At 39.2% G+C, this 25,022-nt stretch carries 20 protein-coding genes, 5 tRNA genes and 1 pseudogene; 20 read left to right on the top strand and 6 right to left on the bottom strand.

Annotation, left to right across the window (positions count from 1 at the left end):
* The 7 genes from H5117_RS20685 to purF form a co-directional block, all read left to right on the top strand.
* Nucleotides 1-1,926 (top strand): FimV/HubP family polar landmark protein (locus tag H5117_RS20685; RefSeq protein ID WP_310737171.1); only part of this gene is annotated, 1,926 nt, incomplete at its 5' end.
* Nucleotides 1,927-2,204: 278 nt separating this feature from the next.
* Nucleotides 2,205-2,999, top strand: a complete 795-nt coding sequence (gene truA, locus H5117_RS10995; RefSeq protein WP_165724236.1) for a tRNA pseudouridine(38-40) synthase TruA — start codon at nt 2,205-2,207, stop codon at nt 2,997-2,999.
* Between the two features lie 155 nt (nt 3,000-3,154).
* On the top strand, nt 3,155-4,030 hold the full coding sequence (gene accD, locus H5117_RS10990) for an acetyl-CoA carboxylase, carboxyltransferase subunit beta (RefSeq protein WP_002958359.1): 876 nt from the start codon (nt 3,155-3,157) through the stop codon (nt 4,028-4,030).
* Nucleotides 4,031-4,055: 25 nt separating this feature from the next.
* The gene (gene folC, locus H5117_RS10985; RefSeq protein ID WP_002958358.1) at nt 4,056-5,321 is read left to right on the top strand and encodes a bifunctional tetrahydrofolate synthase/dihydrofolate synthase; all 1,266 of its coding nucleotides are present in this window, start codon (nt 4,056-4,058) and stop codon (nt 5,319-5,321) included.
* A gap of 11 nt (nt 5,322-5,332) precedes the next feature.
* Nucleotides 5,333-5,974 (top strand): SPOR domain-containing protein, encoded by a 642-nt coding sequence (locus H5117_RS10980; protein WP_002958357.1) that lies wholly within the window; start codon nt 5,333-5,335, stop codon nt 5,972-5,974.
* 194 nt (nt 5,975-6,168) lie between these two features.
* On the top strand, nt 6,169-6,663 hold the full coding sequence (locus H5117_RS10975; RefSeq protein WP_002958356.1) for a CvpA family protein: 495 nt from the start codon (nt 6,169-6,171) through the stop codon (nt 6,661-6,663).
* 18 nt (nt 6,664-6,681) lie between these two features.
* Nucleotides 6,682-8,208, top strand: coding sequence for an amidophosphoribosyltransferase (gene purF / locus H5117_RS10970; protein WP_024596369.1), 1,527 nt, complete (start codon nt 6,682-6,684; stop codon nt 8,206-8,208).
* Between the two features lie 114 nt (nt 8,209-8,322).
* Here the strand turns inward: purF and H5117_RS10965 are convergent, their stop codons facing one another.
* A complete protein-coding gene (locus H5117_RS10965) occupies nt 8,323-8,922 on the bottom strand; it encodes a Yip1 family protein (RefSeq protein WP_024596370.1) in 600 nt (199 codons plus the stop codon).
* 206 nt (nt 8,923-9,128) lie between these two features.
* On the opposite strand from H5117_RS10965, the gene miaE reads away from it, so the two are divergent.
* Nucleotides 9,129-9,896 carry a tRNA isopentenyl-2-thiomethyl-A-37 hydroxylase MiaE gene (gene miaE, locus H5117_RS10960; RefSeq protein ID WP_182737828.1) on the top strand — a complete coding sequence of 256 codons (768 nt, stop codon included), beginning with the start codon at nt 9,129-9,131 and terminating at the stop codon, nt 9,894-9,896.
* On the opposite strand, the gene H5117_RS10955 is transcribed toward miaE, so the two are convergent.
* The 3 genes from H5117_RS10955 to H5117_RS10945 form a co-directional block, all read right to left on the bottom strand.
* Nucleotides 9,893-10,678 (bottom strand): ABC transporter substrate-binding protein, encoded by a 786-nt coding sequence (locus tag H5117_RS10955; protein ID WP_182737825.1) that lies wholly within the window; start codon nt 10,676-10,678, stop codon nt 9,893-9,895. The two genes, miaE and H5117_RS10955, sit on opposite strands and share 4 nt — an antisense overlap.
* 54 nt (nt 10,679-10,732) lie before the next feature.
* Nucleotides 10,733-11,470: a UDP-2,3-diacylglucosamine diphosphatase gene (locus H5117_RS10950; RefSeq protein ID WP_002958351.1), complete on the bottom strand. Its 738-nt coding sequence runs from the start codon at nt 11,468-11,470 to the stop codon at nt 10,733-10,735.
* 88 nt (nt 11,471-11,558) lie between these two features.
* The gene (locus H5117_RS10945; protein WP_002958350.1) at nt 11,559-12,050 is read right to left on the bottom strand and encodes a peptidylprolyl isomerase; all 492 of its coding nucleotides are present in this window, start codon (nt 12,048-12,050) and stop codon (nt 11,559-11,561) included.
* Between the two features lie 155 nt (nt 12,051-12,205).
* Here H5117_RS10945 and cysS point away from each other — a divergent pair, with 155 nt between their 5' ends.
* Complete coding sequence (gene cysS / locus H5117_RS10940; protein WP_024596371.1) at nt 12,206-13,585, top strand: cysteine--tRNA ligase; 1,380 nt, start codon at nt 12,206-12,208, stop codon at nt 13,583-13,585.
* A 72-nt stretch (nt 13,586-13,657) separates the two neighbouring features.
* Here the strand turns inward: cysS and folD are convergent, their stop codons facing one another.
* Nucleotides 13,658-14,512 (bottom strand): bifunctional methylenetetrahydrofolate dehydrogenase/methenyltetrahydrofolate cyclohydrolase FolD, encoded by an 855-nt coding sequence (gene folD, locus H5117_RS10935; protein WP_002958348.1) that lies wholly within the window; start codon nt 14,510-14,512, stop codon nt 13,658-13,660.
* Between the two features lie 353 nt (nt 14,513-14,865).
* On the opposite strand from folD, the gene H5117_RS10930 reads away from it, so the two are divergent.
* The 11 genes from H5117_RS10930 to H5117_RS10880 all read left to right on the top strand — a co-directional run bounded on the left by H5117_RS10930 (nt 14,866) and on the right by H5117_RS10880 (nt 24,365).
* Nucleotides 14,866-14,942 (top strand) — tRNA-Pro (locus H5117_RS10930).
* Nucleotides 14,943-14,999: 57 nt separating this feature from the next.
* A tRNA-Arg gene (locus H5117_RS10925) sits at nt 15,000-15,076 on the top strand.
* Nucleotides 15,077-15,099: 23 nt separating this feature from the next.
* Nucleotides 15,100-15,175 (top strand) — tRNA-His (locus H5117_RS10920).
* A 14-nt stretch (nt 15,176-15,189) separates the two neighbouring features.
* Nucleotides 15,190-15,266 (top strand) — tRNA-Pro (locus H5117_RS10915).
* 70 nt (nt 15,267-15,336) lie between these two features.
* A tRNA-Pro gene (locus H5117_RS10910) sits at nt 15,337-15,413 on the top strand.
* Nucleotides 15,414-15,791: 378 nt separating this feature from the next.
* Nucleotides 15,792-17,096, top strand: a complete 1,305-nt coding sequence (gene tig, locus H5117_RS10905; protein WP_007580935.1) for a trigger factor — start codon at nt 15,792-15,794, stop codon at nt 17,094-17,096.
* Nucleotides 17,097-17,260: 164 nt separating this feature from the next.
* Nucleotides 17,261-17,878, top strand: a complete 618-nt coding sequence (clpP, locus tag H5117_RS10900; RefSeq protein ID WP_002958346.1) for an ATP-dependent Clp endopeptidase proteolytic subunit ClpP — start codon at nt 17,261-17,263, stop codon at nt 17,876-17,878.
* A gap of 135 nt (nt 17,879-18,013) precedes the next feature.
* Nucleotides 18,014-19,297 (top strand): ATP-dependent protease ATP-binding subunit ClpX, encoded by a 1,284-nt coding sequence (gene clpX / locus H5117_RS10895; protein WP_002958344.1) that lies wholly within the window; start codon nt 18,014-18,016, stop codon nt 19,295-19,297.
* A gap of 151 nt (nt 19,298-19,448) precedes the next feature.
* The gene (gene lon / locus H5117_RS10890; protein ID WP_182694190.1) at nt 19,449-21,818 is read left to right on the top strand and encodes an endopeptidase La; all 2,370 of its coding nucleotides are present in this window, start codon (nt 19,449-19,451) and stop codon (nt 21,816-21,818) included.
* Between the two features lie 183 nt (nt 21,819-22,001).
* Nucleotides 22,002-22,292, top strand: coding sequence for an HU family DNA-binding protein (locus tag H5117_RS10885; protein ID WP_158000827.1), 291 nt, complete (start codon nt 22,002-22,004; stop codon nt 22,290-22,292).
* 171 nt (nt 22,293-22,463) lie between these two features.
* Nucleotides 22,464-24,365 (top strand): SurA N-terminal domain-containing protein, encoded by a 1,902-nt coding sequence (locus tag H5117_RS10880; protein WP_182737821.1) that lies wholly within the window; start codon nt 22,464-22,466, stop codon nt 24,363-24,365.
* 54 nt (nt 24,366-24,419) lie between these two features.
* Here H5117_RS10880 and H5117_RS10875 read toward each other — a convergent pair.
* Nucleotides 24,420-24,891 (bottom strand): annotated as a pseudogene (locus H5117_RS10875) (VOC family protein).
* Nucleotides 24,892-25,022: the final 131 nt, after the last annotated feature.

The following is a 25,022-nucleotide window of genomic DNA, read 5'->3' as shown; positions in this document are numbered from 1 at the left end:
GCTGCAGTTGATACTGCAGATGACTCATTAGTTGAGGAAAGTGACGACTTTGATTTAGACGATATAGATAGCTTAATTGATGAAGCAGCAGTTGATACTGCAGATGACTCATTAGTTGAGGAAAGTGACGACTTTGATTTAGACGACATAGATAGCTTAATTGATGAGGAAGCAGTTGATACTGCAAATGATTCATTAGTTGAACAAAGCGATGATTTTGATTTAGACGACATAGATAACCTAATTGATGATGAAGTAAAAAATTCAGATATAAGAGATTCAGAAATTGATAATGCATTGGCAGACTCAGTTGAGGATTTAGCAGATGCTCAAGAAGAATTAAATGTTGATGATATTGAGTCGCTTGCTTCATCATTAAATGAAGAACCTGAGCTTGAAGAAGAGCCTGAACTTATAGATGTAACGGTTGATGATTTTTCAGATACATCAGAGTCGCTTCTTGATCCTGAAGATGCGCTTGAAGAATATACAGATGATACTTTAAAGAGCGTTGATGAGCTTTTAAATGAGCTACAACAAGCGACGGATGATGACTATATAGAAACACCAGATTGGTCTTTAGATGAGCTTGACGACGATCTTGAAGAAATAGAAGTAGATCTTGGTGACGATCCGTTAGCGGGCGACGATGGCTCAGATCTTACAAAAATTGAAGAGCAGCTTGATAGCGATCTTATAACGCCAAGTGAAGAGTTAGATGAATATCCTGAACTTGAATTAGATGATGATCATTCATTATTGGAGAATGAACCTTCGTTTGAGCCGCAAGAACCTAAAGAAAATGCACCGAGTGAAGAAAATGCAGTAGCACTTAGTCAAACAGAGAAAGATCTCGCAAATGCGCTTTCTGAAAATGCTAACTTAGATAGCTTAGAAGATGATTTTGATGATGAACTATTAATTGATAATGACTTCTCTGAATCAGAAGCTAAGGTTGAAGACGAGTCGTTTGATGATGATTTACTGCAAGAAATTAATGACGGAATTGATTCTGTTGAACCAGTTAGTATAGAAGAGGATACCAAACCTCTTAACCTTGATGAAGTTCAAGAAACACTAGAAAGTGAGTTGCCATTTACCCCCGAAGAATTACAAGGTGATGATTTAGACGGTGAGGCGCAGGGAGTCGCTTCCAGCCAAGCTGAGCAGGACTTATCAAATGCGCTTTCTGAAAATAATGATTTAGATAGTTTAGAAGACGATTTTGATGATGAAATTTTAATTGAAGACGATTTTTCTGACTTAGATGTTGAGTTTGACGAAGATATTTTAGAGCAAGCGCTAACTGATGAGTTATCAGACGAGCAGCAAGAGCAAACAAATGCAGAGCGCGAAGCACAGTTAACAAACTCAGATGAAGCAGGTAGCACTGATATTAGCTCTGACGATGAACTTGATGAAGAGTTTATGTCAAATTTGACGCAAACTGATTTTGATTCATTACTTAGTGAGTTAGCGGAGCCTGAAGAATTAAGTGCTGAGGATAGCAGTGAATTTGATGTCGACTTTGACAGCTTGCTAAAAGAAGACTTAGAGGAAGATGACTCATTAACTACAAAAGAGCCACTTGTTGAAAGTAGTGATATTGAGCAACTTGATAATGATGAATTTGTAGATATAGATTCATTATTAGAAGAAAGTGAAGAGGCTGAACTTGAACACGAACCTTACACCGATGTTAATATGGATGTTGGTTTGAGTGAGTTTGATGCATTACTTGCTGGTGATAACCCAACCGATGTTGATGCTGAAAGTGGTGGCTACTCAGCTAAACTAGATTTAGCGCGTGCTTATATTGAAATTGATGATTTTGATTCTGCGCTCAAGGTCATTGAGGATGTCATCAACAAAGGCCCAGAAGAAGTTCAAGAAGAGGCACTTAGTTTAAAAGCGAAACTAAAATAACAAATTGTTAAAAAAACCCTTAATTGGTTATTCTAATTAAGGGTTTTTTTATGGATGTTAGTTTAATTATAACAAGGGAAAGCAACGCATTAATGAAGCGGGTTTTATAGTATGTAATTGTTATAAAAGAATAATTTACATCGTAATTATTAAGTTATTTGATTCATTAAAATGATCATGTTTTTAATAAAAAGGGTATTACCGCACACCTCCTTTTATTGCGTCGAGAGATAGCATAAAATGCCGTGTTCATTAGCACAGTAGGTAAAGCAGTAATTATGCGAGTAGCACTTGGAGTTGAATACAACGGCGTACGCTATAGTGGGTGGCAACGTCAATCACATGTAAATAGCGTACAACAAGAAGTAGAAAAGGCATTGTCGCGTATTTGTAATCACCCAGTTGAAGTAGTATGTGCGGGGCGAACTGATGCGGGTGTGCACGGTACAGGTCAAATAATACATTTTGAAACTGAAGCTTCGCGTGACATGGTCGCATTTACAATGGGTATGAATACCTTATTGCCTAAAGATATTGCTATTCGCTTTGCACAACCAGTTGCTGTCGATTTTCATGCTCGTTTTAGTGCAACCGCTCGCCGATACCGCTATATTATTTATAACTCTCCTTTTCGAGGAGCAGTGTTAAACGAAGGGGTTACGCATTTTCATCACCCATTAGATGAAGTTAAAATGCAGGAAGCCTGTCAGTATTTGATCGGGACACACGATTTTACATCTTTTCGAGCGATCCATTGTCAAGCAAATACACCGACTCGCACTATTCATCATTTATCGGTACAGCGCCAAGGGTGTTACGTTATTATTGATATTAAGGCGAATGCGTTCTTACATCACATGGTACGTAATATAACGGGGAGCTTGATGGATATTGGCATACATAAGCAACAGCCCATTTGGTTGAAAGAATTACTTGATTGTAAAGAGCGTGCTAAAGCAAGTGCTACAGCTAAAGCTGCAGGTTTATACTTGGTTGATGTCGATTATCCTGAAGAGTTTAATATTCCTAAAATGCCTTTAGGTCCATTGTTTTTACCTGACGCTGAAATTTAGTTATGGTTGCCGTTAGTGTTTTTTATGAACACTTTTAACTACTAAGACCAGTTTTTTATACCGCGTTAGTGTAATTCATGTTTTAATTGAAAAAATTTGTCTGCTAATTGCTATTGGCAGGCTCGCGACACAGAACAGCATTAAGAGAGTTGCAAATGAGTTGGCTAGAAAAAATCTTACCTAAAACGACAAAATCATCAGGTCGTAAAGAAATCCCAGAAGGTGTTTGGGCTAAGTGCACATCGTGTGATTCAATTTTATATAAAGCTGAATTAGAAAAGTCATTAAACGTATGTCCTAAGTGTAACCATCACATGCGTGTTAGTGGCCGTAAGCGCCTGGAGCACTTTTTAGATGAAGGTGACCGTCAAGAGCTTGGCACACAACATGAGCCTAAAGACATTCTTAAGTTTAAAGATTCTAAAAAATACTCTGATCGTATCAGTGCAGCCCAAAAAGCAAGTGGTGAAAAAGATGCACTTGTAGCTATGAAAGGCCGATTAAAAGGCATTCCAGTTGCAGCAGTAGCATTTGAGTTCTCATTTATGGGTGGCTCAATGGCTTCTGTTGTTGGCGCTCGCTTTGTTGATGCTGTTGATCAATGTTTAGAGCATAACATGCCGCTTATTTGTTTTTCTGCATCAGGCGGTGCACGCATGCAAGAAGCGCTTATGTCGCTTATGCAAATGGCTAAAACAAGTGCTGCACTTGCAAAAATGACTGAAAAAGGTCTTCCGTTTATTTCAGTCATGACTGACCCAACTATGGGTGGTGTATCTGCATCGCTTGCTATGCTGGGCGATATTAACGTTGCAGAACCTAAAGCGTTAATTGGTTTTGCAGGTCCTCGTGTTATTGAGCAAACAGTTCGCGAAACATTACCTGAAGGCTTTCAGCGTAGTGAATTTTTGCTTGAACACGGTGCAATTGACATGATTATTGACCGCCGTGAAATGCGCGATACCCTTGCACGCATTTTAGCTAAATTTATGAACTTGCCTTCTACGGAACAAGAGCATAGAGTAGCGTAAATTTCAGCTTTACTGATTACACGCTATGACAAAAAAAATTCCTAGCCAATCATCAAGCCTTGATGATTGGCTTTTTTATTTAGAAAGTGTTCACCCAGCTAACATTGCTATGGGCTTAGAACGAGTTGCTAATGTTGCTAACAATATTGGCCTGTTAAACACTCCAAGTAAAATTATTCTTATTGCCGGTACAAACGGTAAGGGCACCACAGCACGGTGCTTAGAGTCGCTATTGCTAGCGCAAGGTTTCAGTGTGGGTACTTACGCATCTCCACATTTAATTCGTTATAACGAGCGTGTACGAGTTAATGGGGAAGAATTGGCAGACCAATTTCATATAGATGCTTTTCACCAGCTTGAGCAAGGCCGTAAAGACACTGCTCTGACTTATTTTGAATATGGTACTTTGGGGGCGTTGGCAATTTTTAAACGCTGTAACGTCGATTATGTATTACTAGAGGTTGGTTTAGGTGGGCGCTTTGACGCCACAAATATAGTCACTCCCTTTGCAAGCGTGATCACCACTATAGACTTAGACCATAAAGAGTACTTAGGTGATACCCGTGAGTTAGTGGCTTATGATAAAGCCGGTATTTTTCGTGAAAATACGCCCGCTATTATAGGGGATTTAAATATTCCTCACACAATGACTGATTACGGCAAAGAAATTAATGCCAACATGACGCTGTCGGGCAGTGACTTTATTTTTAAAGAAAATGCTGAGAGCTTTAATTGGCAATATAAAGAACATAATCTTGAAATAGATAAGCCTGCAATACCGTGTCAAAATGCAGCTACCGCATTAACTACGCTAAGTGTTTTAAACTTATTACCTAGTGAATCAATTATACGAAGTTGTTTAGCTAATTTAGTTGTCGAAGGGCGCTTTCAACAGTTAAGTGTTGAGCCTTTAGTCTTTACCGACGTAGCACACAACCCTGAGTCGGCGCGTTATTTAGCCAATAAGTTATCAAGCTATAAAGATAAAGGCTTTAAAATTCATGCATTAGCCGCTATGCTTGCTGACAAAGATAAAGCGGGTGTATTTAAAGAAGTAAGTCACTTGGTCGATGAGTGGTCATTAGCGAGCTTAAGTGGCCCGCGAGGCGACACTGCAAGTAATTTACAAAATGCACTGCACGAATTGTCTCATCATAATACTATTAATAGCTATGATAGTGTGGCACAAGCACTGAATGTAATTTTACCAGAACAACAAAGTGATACTATGTTGATTATATTTGGTTCATTTTTTACAGTTGCTGGCGCTATTAATTACTTTAAAAAATAGAGAGGATGTCGGTGAACTCAAGTTTTATTAATCGCTTAGTCGGAACAAGTATAGTGGTGATCGCAGCAATTGTGTTTATCCCTAATATACTCGATGGCGAAAAAGTGCATTATAAAGAAGGCTTTAAAGCGATCCCAGACCGCCCTGAGTTCAAAACAATCGATCTTCAAGAGTCAATTGATGAAAATATGGCTAATGCTGAGCCACTAAAGCAAGATGAAATTGAAGACATTCAAGCTGACGATGAAGCTTTTGAGCAGCAAAGCGCGATGGATGAGAGTGATTACGCTGTGGAAGATAAAGTTGTTGAAGCAACTATAGAACCCAAAGCTACACCAATTACAAAAGCGCCTGTTCAAGCTAAGCCAGAGCCAATTGCACCACGTAAAAGTGATGAAAACCTAACGAGTATGGCCTATGTTATTCAATTAGGTAGTTTTTCACATGTTGCAAACGTTAAAGCATTACAGGCTAAATTAAAGGCTGAAGGGTTTAAAACGTTTACTAAACCGATTAAAACCCCAAATGGGACACTAACCAAAGTATTTGTTGGTCCTTCGCTTGATAAAAGTGAATTACAAAAGCAGCTCCCCCAGCTCAAAGAGCTTACTAAATTAAATGGTAAAGTTACGCAGTACGAAGTAACAAAATAATTTAAAAAAGGCTTGTATAACAAGCCTTTTTTTATTTATTTATATTTTTTTTATCATTATCTTTATCTCACAATACCTAGACTAGAATGTTAATTTTTTGTATTAACTACAACCCAGTAATCTCCCGTTTAAACTTGCATACTAACGATGTTTGGGTATAGAATGCGCCCCAAATTAGCGACTAATTGGTTCTTATGATCTGGGTTGATTACGCCATTATTGGCATCATTGTATTGTCTACCATCATCGGTTTAATACGTGGCTTTGTAAAAGAAGCAATGTCATTAGCGGTATGGGCTGGCGCCTTTATCATCTCTAGCTTATTTTACCAATATTTAGCTTCCTTCCTAACAACCATTTCTGAACCCCTTTTAAGAAATGCGGCGGCCATAGCCATATTATTCTTTGCGACGCTACTGTTAGGCGGTTTACTAAACTACATTTTAGGTGAGCTCGTACATCGTACTGGTTTATCGGGTACCGACCGTGTCTTTGGCATAGTGTTTGGTGCTCTACGAGGCGTGTTGGTCGTGAGCGCGTTACTCTTCTTTCTTGATGCTTTTACTGGTGCACCCAATACGCACTGGTGGGGCAATTCTATTTTGATTCCAGAATTTGGCTTTGTTGTTGAATGGTTCTTTTCGTACCTAGAAAACAACTCGAGCTTTTTAAATTCAGTAAACCGTTAATCGGCGAGGATAAATTACATGTGTGGTATCGTTGGAATAGTCGGAACATCCCCTGTCAATCAGGCGATTTATGATGGCTTAACTGTTTTGCAGCACCGTGGTCAAGATGCCGCGGGTATCATTACCATTGAGAATAATACGTTCAGCTTACGCAAAGCAAATGGCTTAGTGAAAGATGCTTTTCACACTCGTCATATGAAACGACTACAAGGTACGATTGGTCTTGGCCATGTGCGCTATCCTACAGCAGGGTCTTCAAGCTCATCTGAAGCACAGCCTTTTTATGTTAACTCACCGTTTGGTATAGCACTTGCCCATAATGGCAACCTTACTAATGCAGAAGCTTTAAAAGAGCAGTTATTCTCAGAAGCACGTCGTCATGTAAATACAACATCTGATTCAGAAATCTTACTCAACATCATGGCACATGAACTAAGTAAATCTGATAAGTTGCATTTAGACCCTGAAGATATATTTACTGCGGTAACCGAGGTAAATAATAAAGTAAGCGGTGGTTATGCAACAATTGCTATGATTATTGGTCACGGTATTGTTGCTTTTCGCGACCCTAATGGTATCCGTCCACTTGTATTTGGCAAACGTGAGACTGCAAAAGGTACTGAGTACATGTTCGCCTCTGAAAGCGTTGCGTTAAAACCGGACGGATTTGAGTTTGTACGTGATGTTGCCCCTGGTGAAGCTATATATGTTACAGAAGAAGGTGAATTTCATTCACTTAGTTGTGCAGATAAAGCATCTTACTCGCCGTGTATTTTTGAATTTGTTTATTTTGCTCGACCTGATTCAACAATAGACCGTATGTCTGTTTATGCAACACGCGTAAACATGGGGACAAAACTAGGCGAAAAAATTGCACGCGAATGGGCTGATAAAGACATTGATGTAGTTATCCCAATCCCAGAAACTTCATGCGATGTAGCACTGGAAATTGCACGTGTACTTGATTTACCGTATCGCCAAGGTTTTGTTAAAAACCGTTATATTGGTCGTACATTTATCATGCCTGGCCAAGAGATGCGTAAAAAATCAGTGCGTCAAAAGCTAAACGCAATTGATCGCGAGTTTAAAGGTAAAAACGTATTATTGGTTGATGACTCAATTGTTCGTGGTACAACATCAGCACAAATTGTTGAAATGGCTCGAGAGTCTGGTGCTAAAAATGTTTACTTTGCATCCGCAGCGCCTGAAATACGCTTCCCTAATGTGTACGGTATTGATATGCCTTCAGCAGCTGAGCTTATTGCTCACGGACGTGAAGTTGAAGATATTAATGCAAGTATTGGTTCTGACGGTTTAATCTTTCAATCGTTAAAAGATTTAATAGCTGCGGTTAGCCAAGAAAATCCTGAAATTACTAAGTTTGAAACCTCAGTATTTGATGGGCAATATATTACAGGCGACATTGATCAAAACTATTTAAATCGTATTGATGAGCTACGTAACGATTCAGCAAAAAGCACCCGCGAAAGTGCGATGTCTTCAAGTTTAGAGATTCACAACCAAGACGAAAACGAAGCTGATTAATAATTAGTTAATAAAAAGTCGTTACATAAAAAAAGGAGCTAATTAGCTCCTTTTTTGCGAAGGAAAGAAAGGGAACATTTCTATCAAACACGACTCTTTTTTAGCTAAACTTTATTAAGTAAACATTGGACTAACAATCCCATTTGTCCAAAGCATAGCTGTTACAGCTAAAATAATAACTAATAATATTAATCCGCACGTTACAACCGAGCTGGCATAAATAAAACCACGCTCTTCTGGAATATGCATAAGTATTGGTACGCCGGTATAAAGTAAGTAGACCGAGTAAGCTAGTGCAATAATTCCAATACACACTACAAACCAAAGTACAGGCCAAAAGGCGGCAAGCGCCGACATAAACACAGGTGTTGCAGTATAAGCTGCAAGTTCAAGTGTTTGTGTAAATGTAGGCTTAGAGCCAAATGTAACGGCCATCCAATGAGCCAAATACGCCAATGCAAAAACACCCGCTATTAAAGCAAAATACATTGCAACTGCAATTAATAGCGCACTATCGTGCGTTAAAAATACAGGATCGCCTGCGCCTATACTCCATCCTAAATAAACAGATGAGTAATAACCCATTATTGAAGGAAACAAAGCAATCAGTAAAATATGCGACAAACTATAGGTTAAACTTTCATGGCGATTATCTATTGTTTGCCATTCTTCAAGTGGGTGAGCATAAATGCCCCAGAGGTGATTTAGTATCATAGTGCTTACTCCATAAAAGGAACGTATTACTGTTTTGGTTGGTTTATTTTTATACAGTCTACGTACAGTTATGGTTCACTTATTTTGCAAAGTCAAGTTAACTCACTATTAACATTTTTGCACAGGTTAGGGCTTTGATTTATCCCAAACAAAATTTCGTGTTAAAATAATGGCATATCAAATTTATTTAGTAATGAGCAGTCAACGTGCCACATAGCCAACTTTTAGAGCCGATCAATAACTTTTTAGTGTGTACAACCCCACAGCAGTGGGTGGAGCAGGCAATTAAAAAAGAGAACTTATCAGTAATCTTAATCGATCACTTAATTTGTGAGTTAAAAGCGGCTCAAAGTGCGATGTTTTTAATACGTAAATACGCTGTTGATAAAGAGGGCAGTGATGCCTTACTCGAGTGGCTAAAGCCATTTGAAACGCTTATTTATAAGCGTGAAGGAAATTGGCGTGATCTCGCGGCTAAAAATAAGCTAACTAAATCAATAATTCCTAAATCTAATTCGCCATATGGACAAGATTTAATTGATAAAATGGTATTGTTGATAAAAGAAGAGTTGCATCATTTTTACCAAGTGCTCGAAATTATGGACGAGTACGGTGTAGAGTACCAAAGCATTACACCATGTCGTTATGCAAAAGGCATGCTTCGTCATGTTAAAACGTTTGAGCCAAACGCCCTTGTTGATAAATTAATTGTAGGCGCTTACATTGAGGCGCGTTCATGTGAGCGTTTCGCAAAGCTTGCGCCGCATGTTGACAAACGTTTAGGTGATTTTTATATTTCGCTGCTGCGCTCTGAAGCCCGTCATTACCAAGATTATCTAACTTTAGCGCAAGAAATTGCTGATTTTGATATTACCGAACGAGTTAAAGAATTTGGCGAGATTGAAGCCGAATTAATTTCATCACAGGATGAAGATTTAAAGTTTCATAGTGGCCTGCCAATAGCAGAAAGCTAATTTTCTTTTAAAAAATTAATGTATTCAGCTGTTTTTTGATTGCTGAAATTGTGTTTCTTCATGATTTCAGCAATGCTTCCGTTTTCAATTATTATATCAATCCCTCTATTAAACTTTTGTAAGTAATCTTTTGCCCTGTAATTTGATTTAGAGACAACTAAATATAGTTTATGAGAAGCAAGATCTGGCAATAAGTACTCAATTTTATTCTTATCTAAATCAACTTCGTTATTGTGCTCAAGCCAATACTTCCCTACTTCTTTAGTGCCTGCGACCAAATCAATACGTCCTTGTTGTAGCAGGTATAAACTTGTAGGAAGGCTTTTAGTGGATGTTATTGCCAGCTCAGTATTTCTTGTAAACTCTTGGCTTACAAAGGCATTGTCTTCTGTACCAATACTATAAGGTGTTAATGATTTAACTGTACCATCGAAGTTAATAGCACTCTCTTTGCGTTTAAAAATTCCTGAATGAGCAACTGCAAGTGGGCGAGAGTAGTAAAAAACTTCATTTCTTTTTAATGAATAAAAAGCGCCTAAAATAGCTGTTTTTCTCTTTTTTTCTAATAGCTTTAGGGAGCGGTCCCATGTCGTAAACTCGGCTTCGCTATTAATGCCTTGAGTTTTAAGGGCTGATTGAGTGATTTCATATAACCAACCGTTATCAGGAAGGTTTTCGCTAAAATAGGGAGGGTAGTTTTCAGTAACAATTTGCCATGTTTGCTCGCTAAATACTTTGGTAGGAATGGCAATTACTACGATGAAAATTAACAGCTTAATCATTAAACCTCTCACTATTATTCAAATATATAGTTAAATAATAGTCAGGATTTTAAATTATGCGAAAGGCGTGCTAATTAATTCTTGTGATTGAGGGGTAACGACTAAATAAGAGCCTTGGGTATACCAGTCACCTAGCACTGTACGAGTAAGCGTTTGTTCATTAACTTTATAGGTATGAACATTAGGGCGGTGAGTATGACCATGAATCATATTAGTAACGTTATGTTTGGCAAAGGTGGCAAGCACGGCTTCATCTACAACGTCTAAAATTTCGATAGGTTTATCAGCTTGGCTCAACTTACTTTTTTCACGGGCATTACGCGCTATTTTTTTACGATACCAAAGTGGCATTGCAAGCATTAATTTTGGCCACCACCAACCACGGCTTTTTTTACGAAATTTTTGATACTCAGTATCTTGAGTACACATTTCGTCGCCATGTAAAATAACGGTAGGCGTACCATATAAATCAATGACTGTTTGTTCATCGAGTAAAGTCATTGCGGCCATGTCTGCATATTGCTTGCGCATGATGAAATCACGGTTGCCATGTATAAAATAAACAGGTGTCCCACCATCATTAACGGCGCTTAAATGCTTTGCTACATCGGCACTCAGCGCTGTAATGTAGTCATCTCCAACCCATACTTCAAAAAAATCACCCAAAATATAAAGTGCATCTACATCTTTATTTAGTATATGCGTATTTAAAAAGTCAAAAAATGCAGCGCTAATGTCGGGGCGGTTTTCGCTTAGGTGTAAATCTGCAATAAAGTAAGTTTGGCGAGTCATAGGTCAGTCTTTTCGATATAAATAAAGCGGGCGTATACACATTGGTAAATACCCGCTGATACTCCACATTACGTGGGTAAACTTACTATTAGCTAACAGTAACGCTTTCGATGATCACATCTTCAAGAGGCACGTCTTGGTGAAAACCAGTACTACCTGTTGCTACGCCTTTTATTTTATTTACTACGTCCATGCCTTCTACTACTTCAGCAAAAACACAGTAACCCCAGCCTTGCGATGTTTCGCTACTGTGGTTTAAAAAGTCGTTGTTATTCACGTTAATGAAAAACTGCGCTGTAGCTGAATGAGGATCAGGTGTACGTGCCATTGCTAAAGTACCTATCTTGTTAGATAGGCCATTATTAGCTTCATTTTTAATTGGGTCGTTAACTTCTTTTTGTTCCATACCTGGTACAAAACCACCGCCTTGAACCATAAAACCATCGATTACACGATGAAAGATAGTGCCGTTGAAAAAATCAGCATTTGCATACTCTAAAAAGTTTTTAACAGTGTTTGGAGCTTCTTGCTCAAACATTTTAATGGTGATGTCACCAAAATTGGTGTGTAGAACAACCATGTGTTTTCCTATATCTGGTTTAAATATTGGCGCTATTTTATCGTAGTTGGCTAAGATTAACAAAGTAGATGTTTGGTTTGTTATAAAGCGCTAGAGCAGGGGCTTTTCAAGTGGTAACATAACTGTTCAAGTAAATAGTCAAGGACTCAAAGTAAATGGTAAATATATACAACACACTCACGCGACAAAAAGAGCAATTTAAACCTATGGTCGAAGGCAAAATCGACATGTATGTGTGTGGTATCACCATTTATGATTACTGCCATATTGGACACGCTCGTACTTTTGTTGGTTTTGACGTTATTGTGCGCTACTTACGTCATATTGGTTACGATTTAAAATATGTACGTAACATTACAGATATCGACGATAAAATAATTAAACGTGCAAATGAAAATGGTGAGTCAATAAACGACTTAACTGTGCGCATGACTAAAGCGATGCATGAAGATTTTGATAGCCTAAATATGCTACGCCCAGATGTTGAACCAACAGTTACAAGCCATATGGATGAAATTATCGTTATGGTTAAGCGCTTGATTGAAAAAGGCCATGCCTATGTTGCAGCTGATGGCGATGTTTTGTTTGATGTATCAACGTTTGAGCAATATGGTGCGCTTTCTCAGCAAGATTTAACTATGTTGCAATCGGGCTCTCGCGTAGAAGTGGCTCAAGATAAAGACGATCCGCTTGATTTTGTGTTATGGAAAAAAGCCAAAGCAGGTGAGCCATCATGGTCATCACCGTGGGGTGAAGGGCGTCCTGGTTGGCATATTGAATGTTCGGCAATGAGCTCAAAACACTTAGGTGAGCATTTTGATATTCACGGTGGGGGGTCTGATTTACAGTTTCCACATCATGAAAACGAAATTGCCCAGTCGTGCTGTGCAAACAACGGCAAGTATGTAAATACATGGATACATACTGGCATGGTGCAAGTAAATAAAGAAAAAATGTCTAAGTCGTTAGATAACTTTTTTACTGTGCGTGAAGTTTTAAAAGCATACGATGCCGAATCTGTTCGTTACTTTTTAATTTCAGGGCATTACCGCAGCCAATTAAATTACTCACAAGAAAATTTAGACCAAGCGCGTTCATCACTTGAACGCATTTATACAGCGCTTCGTGATGTCGTACCGGTAGAGTGCGACTTAGAAGGCAATGAGTTTGTTGCTAAGTTTAGAAAAGCAATGAATGATGACTTTAATACACCAGAAGCACTACCTGTGTTGTTCGAACTTGCTAAAGAATTAAACCGCGTAAAAGAAAGTGACGCAGGTCAAGCTGGCAAGTTAGCGTTTATACTGCGTAGCCTCGGTGAAGTGTTAGGTGTTGCTCAACAAGCACCGGAAGCTTTTTTACAAGGTGGGCAAGATGACGACGAAGTTGCGACAATTGAAGCATTAATTGTAAAACGTAATGAAGCACGTGCTAGTAAGGACTGGGCTGCTGCTGATGAAGCACGTGATGCGCTTAATGCGTTAGGTGTAATACTTGAAGATTCAGCTGGTAAAACAACGTGGCGTAAAGCGTAAGCGTTTAAAGTAATTCAGGTCAAACTAAAAAAGGGTTGCCAAATGGCAACCCTTTTTTGATTTTTTAACAGCTTAGCTGTGATACTTTTCACACGCTTCAAGTGTGTTTTCAATTAAGCTTGCGACAGTCATCGGGCCAACGCCACCTGGTACAGGTGTAATAAAATGCGCTTTTTGTTCGGCCACACTGTATTGAACATCACCGACTAATTTACCCGTATCTAAGCGGTTAATGCCCACATCGATAACAATAGCGCCTTCTTTTATCCAATCTCCCGGTATAAATTCAGGTTTACCGACAGCCACAACTAATAAGTCAGCGCGGCGAACATGTGTTTCTAAGTCTTGAGTAAATTTATGGCACACAGTGGTAGTACAACCTGCTAATAAAAGCTCTAACGACATTGGACGACCAACAATATTTGACGCGCCAACGACAACTGCATGCATCCCTTTATAACGTACACCCGTTGAATCAAGTAATGTAATAATACCTTTAGGGGTACATGGGCGAAGGGCAGGCATACGCTGTGCTAATCGACCAATGTTATATGGATGAAATCCATCAACATCTTTATGTGGGGTAATACGTTCTAAAATCTTTTCAGCATCAAGACCTTTTGGCAGTGGTAACTGCACTAAAATTCCATCAACTTCGGCATCATTATTTAGCTCGTCAATTAAATCTAAAAGAGTTTGCTCTTGTGTGTCTGCTGGTAAATCAAATGATTTAGAGATAAAACCGACTTCTTCACAGGCTTTACGTTTTGAACCAACATAAACTTGGCTTGCTGGATCAAGTCCTACAAGTACTACTGCAAGTCCTGGTGCACGTAAACCATTTGCTACACGTTCACTTACGCGTTCTGCTACAGCGCTACGTACTTGTTTTGCGATTGCCTTACCATCAATGATGTTTGCCGTCATGGGTGACCTTTAATTGGGGTTAATTAACTAGATACCGATACTCTAAAAACGAATGCATAATAAAATAGGGGTAAAAATGCTAATAAAGAAAAATACGCTCTTTATTTAACTCGTTTTATAATGTGCTTACTATTTTCGCAGAAAAGCATAGCAGCGCCAAGTTGCTTTTAAGGTATATAACGTTTGAGCTGTTAAATAGTTTAAAATTCAGCCGACTATTGTAATATTTAACCATTGTGCACTAAAAATGAGCACTTGATTGGTTTTCTTAAAAAAATGTTTGACCTAACCCCGTCAAATCACTATTATGCACCCCGTTGTCAACGAGGTCACTCGCTAGCAATAATAAGTTTCGGCGATTAGCGCAGTTTGGTAGCGCACTTGGTTTGGGTCCAAGGGGTCGCAGGTTCAAATCCTGCATCGCCGACCATTTTTTTATAATTTTTTATAATCGAATAGCTTATTGGTAAACTATGAAGTTTTCGATGCGCCCATAGCTCAGCTGGATAGAGCAACGCCCTTCTAAGGCGTCGGTCGAAGGTTCGAATCCTTCTGGGTGCACCATTTGAAAACATGTAAATATAGCGGTGATTGTAGCTCAGTTGGTAGAGCCCCGGATTGTGATTCCGGTTGTCGTGGGTTCGAGCCCCATCAGTCACCCCATTTACAACGAATATCGGCGATTAGCGCAGTTTGGTAGCGCACTTGGTTTGGGTCCAAGGGGTCGCAGGTTCAAATCCTGCATCGCCGACCATTTTCTTAAAATGGTCTTAAACTCTCAGTTTAAGTGTTCAGTATGAAAAAAGAAGTTAACTCTTCAATGTCGGCGATTAGCGCAGTTTGGTAGCGCACTTGGTTTGGGTCCAAGGGGTCGCAGGTTCAAATCCTGCATCGCCGACCATTTTCTTATCCAATAAGAACAATAAGTAAACTCCTCTAAGTTATAAATCTAAATCTGTTAGCCTATAATTCTATTAAATAATTTCTATTTTATTCTATTTAGTCCGTAGTTAGCCTGTTTTTTATTCAGTTAGTCTTTATAGTCCCTTATCTAGTCCAAATAATTGCCCCCTATACTCGACTATCATAAATATTAGGTTATAATGCCGCGTCTATTGTTTAACATAGTGCCCGAAGGGCAAAGCAGCAATGGTGTCTCATGGTAGCGACGGATGCTTTTAAGTGTGGAAAACCGCTTAAACTTTATCAAGACTCATGCAGAACACTTTGTTTGTAAAGGAAGGCGAACAGTCGCCAAAATTGAATATTGAGGTAAATCATGCAAGTTTCTGTTGAGACGACCCAAGGCCTTGAGCGCCGTATAACTATCACCGTTCCTTCAGAGAACGTTGAGACCGAAGTAAAAAAACGCCTACAACAACTGTCAAAAACACAGCGTATAGATGGTTTCCGTGCTGGTAAAGTTCCAGTATCTGTAATTAACAAGCGTTTTGGCCCTGCAGTTCGTCAAGAAGTTGCTGGCGAAGTAATGCAACGTAATTACATTGAAGCAATCGTTTCTGAAAAAATCAACCCAGCTGGCGCGCCTACATTCGCTCCTAAATCACTTGAAGCAGGTAAAGATTTAGAATTCTCAGCAACGTTTGAAGTTTACCCTGAAGTTGAAGTTCAAGGTTTAGATAAAATTACTGTTGAAAAACCAGCAGTAACAGTAACTGACGAAGATTTAGCTAACATGCTAGAAACACTTCGTAAGCAACACGCAGCGTGGGCTGATGTTGATGCAGCTGCTGGCGAAAACGACCGTGTAACAGTTGATTTCGTAGGTACTATCGACGGTGAAGTATTTGAAGGCGGCAAAGCTGAAGACTTCCCATTAGAACTTGGCCAAGGTCGTATGATCCCAGGTTTTGAAGATAACATCGTAGGTAAAAAAGCAGGCGAAGAAGTAGTTGCTGATGTAACTTTCCCTGATGATTACCACGCTGAAAACTTAAAAGGTAAAGCGGCTCAATTCACTATCACAGTGAAAAAAGTTGAAGCGCAAGAATTACCAGAATTAAGCGAAGAGTTTGCAACTAAATTCGGTGTTACCGAAGGCGGCGTAGACGCGCTTAAAGAAGAAGTTAAAAAGAACATGACACGTGAGCTAGACCAAGCGGTTAAAGCAAGCGTTAAAGACCAAGCAATCAAAGGTCTTTTAGCTAACAACGAAATCGAAGTGCCTAAAGCACTTGTTGATCAAGAAGTTGATGCTCTACGTCAGCAAGCAGCTCAACGTTTTGGCGGCGACGCTCAAAACATGCCAGAGCTTCCAGCTGAATTGTTCCACGAGCAAGCTGTAACACGTGTAAAAACTGGCCTTTTATTAGGTGAAGTGATTAAAGCTAACGAGATTAAAGTTGATGACGCTAAAGTTGAAGCATTAATCGCAACAGTAGCTTCTGCATACGAAGATCCAACTGAAGTAGTAGAATACTACAAAGGTAATGATCAACTTATGCAGCAAATGCGTAATGTAGCAATGGAAGAGCAAGCTGTTGAAGCTATTTTAGCTAAAGCAGTTGTTACTGATGTTGAAAAAGCATTTGATGACATCATGAATCCACAGCAAGGTGCTTAATAAGTCATTGACTTAAGCTCTCGCTAACGATTAAATGGCTCGTGTTACTCTGTTTATACAGCGTGCCCGGGCCATTTTAGTTTTTGGCTCTAAATTTGCGAAAAACGATAACTATGCTTCCTTATAATAAGGATAAGTATAAGCGCATAAGGAATTAAATAAGTATGAATACTGGTATTACAGATCCCCTAAATGCATTGGTCCCAATGGTTGTTGAACAAACACCAAAAGGCGAGCGCTCGTATGATATTTATTCGAGATTATTAAAAGAGCGTATTATCTTTTTAACAGGTCAAGTTGAAGACAACATGGCAAATCTGATCTTAGCGCAAATGCTATTTTTAGAATCAGAGAACCCTGATAAAGATATCTTTTTATATATCAACTCACCAGGTGGTTCAGTAACTGCGGGTATGGCTATATACGACACAATGAACTTCATCAAACCAGATGTAAGTACAATATGTGTAGGTCAAGCTGCAAGCATGGGTGCTTTTTTACTTACTGCTGGTGCTAAAGGTAAGCGTTTTTGCCTACCAAACTCACGTGTGATGATTCACCAACCATTAGGTGGTTTCCAAGGTCAAGCATCTGACTTTGAAATACACGCTAAAGAAATTCTGTCTATTAAAGATAAGCTTAACCGCTTAATGGCTGAGCATACAGGCCAACCATTAGATATTATCTCTAAAGACACTGATCGTGATAACTTCATGAGTGCTTCGCAAGCTGTAGATTACGGCTTGGTAGACTCTGTGTTTACAAATCGCGACAAAAAGTAAGCGCTTGGTAAGCAGGACTGCCTGTTTGCCACTTTGAGTTACTATGCGAAAACCAATAAATTTTGGTATAGTTAAAGCGTATTGAAATAGCCGCCAATAGTTTTGGTGGCCAACGTAATAAAATGAGGTAGCTGAATGTCTGACACTCCTACAGACGGCGACAAAAGTAATAAATTGTTATACTGCTCTTTTTGTGGCAAAAGCCAACATGAAGTGCGTAAATTAATTGCAGGCCCTTCAGTATACGTTTGTGATGAATGTGTAGAGTTGTGTAACGATATTATCAGGGAAGAGATCAAAGACATTGCTCCTAAGCATGATACGTCTGACAAACTACCTGTACCAAAAGAAATTCGTAAACACTTAGACGATTATGTTATTGGTCAAGACCATGCTAAAAAAGTATTGTCTGTTGCCGTTTATAACCATTATAAACGCCTACGTAACCAATCGACTAAGCAAGACATTGAATTAAGTAAAAGTAATATTTTGCTTATCGGCCCAACAGGTAGTGGTAAAACATTACTTGCAGAAACATTAGCGCGCCTACTTGACGTGCCGTTTACTATGGCCGATGCCACTACATTAACCGAAGCAGGTTATGTAGGTGAAGATGTTGAAAACATCATTCAAAAGCTTTTACAAAAGTGCGATTACGATGTTGAAAAAGCACAGCGCGGTATTGTCTACATCGATGAAATTGACAAAATTTCTCGTAAATCAGATAACCCTTCAATTACGCGTGACGTATCAGGCGAGGGCGTTCAACAGGCGCTACTTAAACTGATTGAAGGCACCGTTGCTTCTGTTCCACCGCAAGGTGGTCGTAAACATCCACAGCAAGAGTTTTTACAAGTAGATACATCTAAAATCTTGTTTATTTGTGGTGGTGCATTTTCAGGCCTAGATAAAGTAATTGAGCAACGTAGCCATAAAAACACCGGTATCGGTTTTGGCGTTAGCGTAAAAGAGTCTGCGGCGAGTCGTTCTTTAAGTGAAACATTTAAAGATGTAGAGCCAGAAGATTTAGTTAAATATGGCTTAATTCCTGAGTTTATAGGCCGTTTGCCGGTAGTGGCTACGTTAACAGAACTTGATGAAGCAGCTCTTGTACAAATATTGAGTGAACCTAAAAACGCGATTACTAAACAGTTTTCAGTATTGTTTGGTATGGAAGACGTTGAACTTGAGTTTCGCGATGATGCCTTAGCTGCAATTGCCCACAAAGCAATGGAGCGTAAAACAGGCGCACGTGGTCTTCGTTCAATTGTTGAAGGTGTACTACTTGATACTATGTACGAGCTTCCTTCAATGGATGATGTAAGCAAAGTAGTTATTGATGAAACCGTTATTAAAGGTGAGTCAGATCCAATCTTGATTTATGAAAATAATAAACAAGATAAAGCTGCATCAGAATAGTTTTTAAGCTATTTGAATGGAAAAAGGAGCCTTAGGCTCCTTTTTTTATAATTAATTTAATCGAGTTAGGGAAAATTGTTGAACTTTAATTAGGTTATCCCCATATACTTGAGTAATCTTTAAAATAAATGAAGTGCGAAGAGAAACTATAATGACGCTTGAGAGAACCGACCGAGTCGAAATCCCAGTCCTTGCACTGCGCGATGTTGTGGTATACCCGCACATGGTGATCCCGCTTTTTGTTGGCCGTGAAAAATCAATAAAATGCCTAGAAGCGGCAATGGACAAAGACAAACAAATTTTCTTGGTTGCACAAAAAGATGCAACTGTAGATGAACCAGAGCAAGATGATATTTATCGTATCGGTACTATTGCCACTGTACTTCAGTTATTAAAATTACCAGACGGTACAGTTAAAGTTTTAGTCGAAGGTACACAGCGCGCACAAATTGAAGAATTTGTAGATAACGATGACTTTTTTGTCGCTAATGCTCAATTTATTGAATCTGATTCTGTAGATGAACAAGAGCAAGATATTTTTATCCGAAGCGCAATTAGCCAGTTTGAAGGCTATGTAAAGCTAAATAAAAAAATTCCACCTGAAGTACTAACTTCGGTTTCAGGTATTGATGAGCCAGCACGTCTTGCCGACACAATGGCAGCGCATATGCCGCTTAAAGTACCTGAAAAACAAAAAGTGCTCGAAATTTCAAGTGTCACAGAACGTCTTGAATATTTAATGGCACTAATGGAAGGCGAAATAGACTTATTGCAAGTTGAGAAGAAAATTCGTACCCGCGTTAAAAAGCAGATGGAAAAATCTCAGCGCGAGTATTACCTCAATGAGCAAATGAAAGCCATTCAAAAAGAACTTGGTGAGCTTGATGATGTGCCTGATGAATTTGAAGCGCTTAAAAAGCGTATTGAGGATTCTGGCATGCCTGATGAAGCTAAAGAAAAGGCAACTACAGAGCTCAATAAGCTTAAAATGATGTCGCCAATGTCTGCAGAAGCAACTGTAGTGCGTTCATACATAGATACATTAATTAATGTGCCATGGAAAAAACGCTCTAAAGTGAAAAAAGACTTAGCAGGCGCACAAAAAATTCTTGATAGCGATCACCACGGCTTAGATAAAGTAAAAGAACGCATTATTGAGTACCTCGCAGTACAACAGCGTACTAATAAGCTCAAAGGGCCAATTTTATGTTTAGTTGGACCACCAGGTGTTGGTAAAACATCACTTGGGCAATCTATTGCACGTTCGACTGGTCGTAAGTATGTTCGTATGGCGCTTGGCGGCGTACGTGATGAAGCTGAGATTCGCGGTCATCGTCGTACATACATAGGTTCAATGCCAGGTAAGCTAATTCAAAACATGACAAAAGTGGGCGTTAAAAACCCATTATTCTTATTAGATGAAATCGATAAAATGTCATCGGACATGCGCGGCGACCCAGCATCAGCATTGTTAGAGGTGCTTGATCCGGAACAAAACAGTCATTTTGCCGATCACTATCTTGAAGTCGATTACGATTTATCTGACGTTATGTTTGTAGCAACATCAAACAGCTTTAACATTCCTGGCCCATTATTGGACCGTATGGAAGTTATTCGCTTGTCGGGTTACACCGAAGATGAAAAGCTAAACATTGCAAAAGAGCACTTAATTACTAAACAAGTTAAACGTAACGGTTTAAAAGAGTCTGAAATAGTTATCGAAGACAGCGCAATTATTGGCATTATTCGTTATTACACACGTGAAGCGGGTGTACGTAACTTAGAGCGCGAAATTTCGAAACTATGCCGTAAAGCCGTTAAAAATATCTTACTTGAAAAAGACACTAAAATAGTGACCATCAATCAAGATAACCTAGAAGAGTTTTTAGGTGTGCAGCGCTTTGACTATGGCAAAGCTGAAGATGGCGACCGTATTGGTCAAGTTACAGGCTTAGCATGGACAGAAGTTGGCGGTGATTTGCTAACAATTGAATGTGCGGCAGTGCCAGGTAAAGGCAAGTTAAGTTACACCGGTTCTCTTGGCGATGTAATGCAAGAGTCGATTCAAGCGGCAATGACGGTTGTGCGTAATCGAGCAGATACTTTCCGTATTAACAGCGACTTTTACGAAAAACGTGATATTCACGTACACGTACCTGAGGGCGCAACACCAAAAGATGGTCCTAGTGCGGGCGCAGCAATGGTAACGGGTCTTGTATCTAGCTTAACGGGTAATCCTGTACGAGCAGATGTTGCTATGACTGGTGAAATTACATTACGCGGTGAAGTACTTCCGATTGGTGGTTTAAAAGAGAAGTTATTAGCGGCGCATCGTGGTGGAATTAAAACAGTGATCATTCCAAAAATTAACGAACGTGACTTAAAAGAGATACCAGACAACGTGCTGGCAGGTCTTGATATTCACCCAGTTACTTGGATTGACGAGGTGTTAAAGCTTGCTTTAGTGCATCCTGTTGAGAGTTTTTCGGTCGAAACACCTAAAAACCAAGAAAAAACATAAAAAAAGTGCTTTTTAGGGCTTTTCAAATCTAAACGGTATGATAAGTTAAGCACTGGTTTTCAAGCCTAGCCCTTACGGGGCCTAGGCTTAAGAAAAATATAATCATGTGGGCATTAAAAGTTTGCTCTAAAATTTTCAAAAAAGTGATGTTAGTTTAAAAAACCATCGCTCTTGATAATAACAATGAAAGAGGATGATATTGTGAATAAATCTCAATTAATCGATCAAATCGCAGCTGATGCTGACATTTCTAAAGCGGCTGCAGGTCGTGCACTAGATTCATTCATCGAATCTGTATCTGGCGCGCTAAAAGATGGCGACTCAGTTGCACTTGTAGGTTTTGGTACTTTCTCAGTACGTGAACGTGCTGCACGTTCAGGCCGTAACCCGCAAACTGGTGAAACTATCCAAATTGCTGCTGCAACTATTCCAGCTTTCAAAGCCGGTAAAGCGCTTAAAGACGCAGTAAACTAATCACTGTTTTAAACACATTAGTTATGGCGAGTGTAAAGTTACTGATTCACCACAACAGATGAGTTAAGTAACTTTTCCGCCAGTTACTTCAAGTGAAAAAGCGTATCTGGTAAGATACGCTTTTTTTACATGTGACAAGGTAAAATACCTTGATCAAAAAGAGATAAACAAATGCTTGAGAAAATCAGAGAAGGTTCGCAAGGACCTGTAGCCAAAATAATTTTAGGCGCGGTGATTTTATCTTTTGCCTTAGCAGGGATCGGTAGTTACTTAGGTCAAACCACAGAACAACCCGTTGCTGAAGTAAATGGAATTAAAATTAGTCAAACCGATTTTAACCGTGCTTACCAAAATGAACGTAGCCGTTTAGAGCAACAATTTGGTGAATACTTTACACAAATTGCAGCTGATCCAAATTACATGGCACAAATTCGTCAAGGTGTAGTTGACCGCTTAGTACAACAAGAATTGCAATCACAGCTAGCGGCTGATTTAGGCCTTCGCGTAAGCGACGAAAGTGTACGTAAAACAATTTTAGAATTACCGTACTTTCAAATTGGTGAAAAATTTAATAACGACCGTTACCTACAAGTAATTCGTCAAATGAATTTTCAACCAGATGCTTTTCGTGAATATTTACGTAAAGATATGACACGCAGCCAGGTAGTATCTGCTGTTGCAGGGACAGACTTTGCTCTAGAGAGCGAGCTGAAAAGCGCAATTGCTCTTCAGCAGCAAACTCGTAGTATTGATTACGTAGTTGTAAACAAAGAGGCACTTGCCGCGAATGTTGAAGTATCAGATCAAGAAGTATCTGATTACTACGACTTAAACGCATCTCAATTTTTATCTCCAGAGCTTATCTCAGTAAGTTACATTGAGCTTAAAGCAGCAGATATCAATGTTGAATCGGTAACCGAGGATGACGTTAAAGCGTATTATGAGCAAAACAAAGCACAATACGTTGAGCCAGAAAAGCGTCGCGTATCACATATCTTAATTGATAACAGTGAAGACGATGATGCAGCAAAAGAAAAAGCCAATGCTCTTCATGCACAGCTAGAGCAAGGTGCAGACTTTGCTGAGTTAGCACAATCATCGTCTGACGATATCGTTAGTGGCGAAATGGGCGGCGATCTTGAGTGGATTGAGCGTGATGTAATGGACCCTGCATTTGAAGACGCGGCTTTCGCGCTTGAAAATAAAGGTGATATTTCTGACGTTGTTACTTCTGAGTTTGGTTATCACATAATTAAACTTACTGACATTCAACCACAACAAGTTAAAGCGTATGACGATGTTAAAGCTGACTTACGTGCTGAATTAGAACAAGCTGAAAAAATTGATGCATTTTACGAAAAGCAAACTGAAATGGGTGCACTTGCATTTGAAATTTCAGACCGCTTAGATGATGCTGCAGAAGTTGCTGAAGTGGAAGTTAAATCTACACCTCTTTTAGCACTTAATGCTCTACCAGAGCCGTTAAACAGCCCTGCAGTTGTCACAGCACTAACATCAGTTGATTTACTTGAAGATAAAGTAAATTCTGAAGTTATTGAGCTTGGCGATGAGCATGCAATCATTGTTCGTATTAACGAGCACAAAGCTGCTGCTACTAAGCCGTTAGACGAAGTAAGCGAGGAAATTAAAGCGCGTTTAGTGAATGAAAAATCATCTGAGCTTGCTAAAGAAAAGGCACGTAGCTTATTTGCAGAAGTACAAGCAGGTAAGAGCTTAAACGATGTTGCTAACGAGCAAAGCTTACCACTTCGCCAAGAAGCTAAGTTAACACGTCAAAGCTACACTGTTTCACCTGCTATTGTGACTCAAGCTTTTAAAATGGCTCACCCAGCGGATTCTGCGGTAGTCGATCTCGTTAATTTAAATAATGGTGATGCAGCAATTGTTGCGCTTAAGTCGGTAACGGATGCACAAGTTGCAGCTAATATTGACCCTCAAGCAAAACAAAGCATTACTATGGCGCAAGCTAATAAAAACTACATGGTATTTATTGAAGCGCTTAAAGCCAATGCTGAGCTTAACTTACCAACGGCTACACAAACTGTTGAGTAATTAATTTTAGCTCATAAAGAAAGGCGCTTTTAAAGCGCCTTTCTTTATTGTCTTTTAATTACCTCTGGCAATAAACTCAATCCGATTGCCGCTAGGCTCTCTTATCATCATATGTTGGGTTGGGCCGCTACCTAAGTTTTCGGGTGCAAACTCTATAATAATATTATTTTGCATTTTTAAGTGTTCATGTAGCTCGCTTAACTTTTTGATACTTTCAACACTGAGTGCTAAATGGTGTAAGCCCACATTTTCTGCTCGATTAAACTCCACACGTTTTGCATCGTTTTTCACGCGCCATAATGTAATGGTTATTTTATTGTTTGATAAAAAATAAGCAGGATAGGCTGGGTCATTCCCTAGCGTTTTAAAGCCAAGTACATCAGTAAAAAAATGCTTTGGATGCATCTAAGTTTGATACGGTTAAACCTAAATGATCAACGCCACCAACCCAATTTGTATCAGCAATAGCTGAGGCAGATAGAAGGAGTAATGGGGAAAGGCTAAGTAGTAACTTTTGTTTAAGCATGAGATCTCTTGTATGGATAATAAACCCATAAATTAATTAATACTTTAACCAAGTTCGGGTAATGTGAGGCCCAAGCTTTGGCTGCAACCAAAGCCTTTTATACAGTAGTTCGATTGATTGAAGGCTCCTCT

Source organism: Pseudoalteromonas sp. SG45-1, assembly GCF_014164135.1.
GTDB classification, from domain to species: Bacteria; Pseudomonadota; Gammaproteobacteria; order Enterobacterales; family Alteromonadaceae; genus Pseudoalteromonas; species Pseudoalteromonas distincta.
This window is presented reverse-complemented; position numbering and strand designations above follow the sequence as displayed.

What these genes read in the sequence shown, in the direction of transcription:
- H5117_RS10950 (WP_002958351.1), bottom strand. Translation starts at nt 11,470, where the DNA reads ATGACTCGCCAAACTTACTTTATTGCAGATTTACACCTAAGCGAAAAC.
- H5117_RS10955 (WP_182737825.1), bottom strand. Translation starts at nt 10,678, where the DNA reads ATGATTAAGCTGTTAATTTTCATCGTAGTAATTGCCATTCCTACCAAA.
- folC (WP_002958358.1), top strand. Translation starts at nt 4,056, where the DNA reads ATGACAAAAAAAATTCCTAGCCAATCATCAAGCCTTGATGATTGGCTT.
- purF (WP_024596369.1), top strand. Translation starts at nt 6,682, where the DNA reads ATGTGTGGTATCGTTGGAATAGTCGGAACATCCCCTGTCAATCAGGCG.
- H5117_RS10965 (WP_024596370.1), bottom strand. Translation starts at nt 8,922, where the DNA reads ATGATACTAAATCACCTCTGGGGCATTTATGCTCACCCACTTGAAGAA.
- tig (WP_007580935.1), top strand. Translation starts at nt 15,792, where the DNA reads ATGCAAGTTTCTGTTGAGACGACCCAAGGCCTTGAGCGCCGTATAACT.
- H5117_RS10885 (WP_158000827.1), top strand. Translation starts at nt 22,002, where the DNA reads ATGAAAGAGGATGATATTGTGAATAAATCTCAATTAATCGATCAAATC.
- lon (WP_182694190.1), top strand. Translation starts at nt 19,449, where the DNA reads ATGACGCTTGAGAGAACCGACCGAGTCGAAATCCCAGTCCTTGCACTG.
- cysS (WP_024596371.1), top strand. Translation starts at nt 12,206, where the DNA reads ATGGTAAATATATACAACACACTCACGCGACAAAAAGAGCAATTTAAA.
- truA (WP_165724236.1), top strand. Translation starts at nt 2,205, where the DNA reads ATGCGAGTAGCACTTGGAGTTGAATACAACGGCGTACGCTATAGTGGG.
- clpP (WP_002958346.1), top strand. Translation starts at nt 17,261, where the DNA reads ATGAATACTGGTATTACAGATCCCCTAAATGCATTGGTCCCAATGGTT.
- H5117_RS10945 (WP_002958350.1), bottom strand. Translation starts at nt 12,050, where the DNA reads ATGGTTGTTCTACACACCAATTTTGGTGACATCACCATTAAAATGTTT.
- accD (WP_002958359.1), top strand. Translation starts at nt 3,155, where the DNA reads ATGAGTTGGCTAGAAAAAATCTTACCTAAAACGACAAAATCATCAGGT.
- clpX (WP_002958344.1), top strand. Translation starts at nt 18,014, where the DNA reads ATGTCTGACACTCCTACAGACGGCGACAAAAGTAATAAATTGTTATAC.
- H5117_RS10880 (WP_182737821.1), top strand. Translation starts at nt 22,464, where the DNA reads ATGCTTGAGAAAATCAGAGAAGGTTCGCAAGGACCTGTAGCCAAAATA.
- H5117_RS10975 (WP_002958356.1), top strand. Translation starts at nt 6,169, where the DNA reads ATGATCTGGGTTGATTACGCCATTATTGGCATCATTGTATTGTCTACC.
- folD (WP_002958348.1), bottom strand. Translation starts at nt 14,512, where the DNA reads ATGACGGCAAACATCATTGATGGTAAGGCAATCGCAAAACAAGTACGT.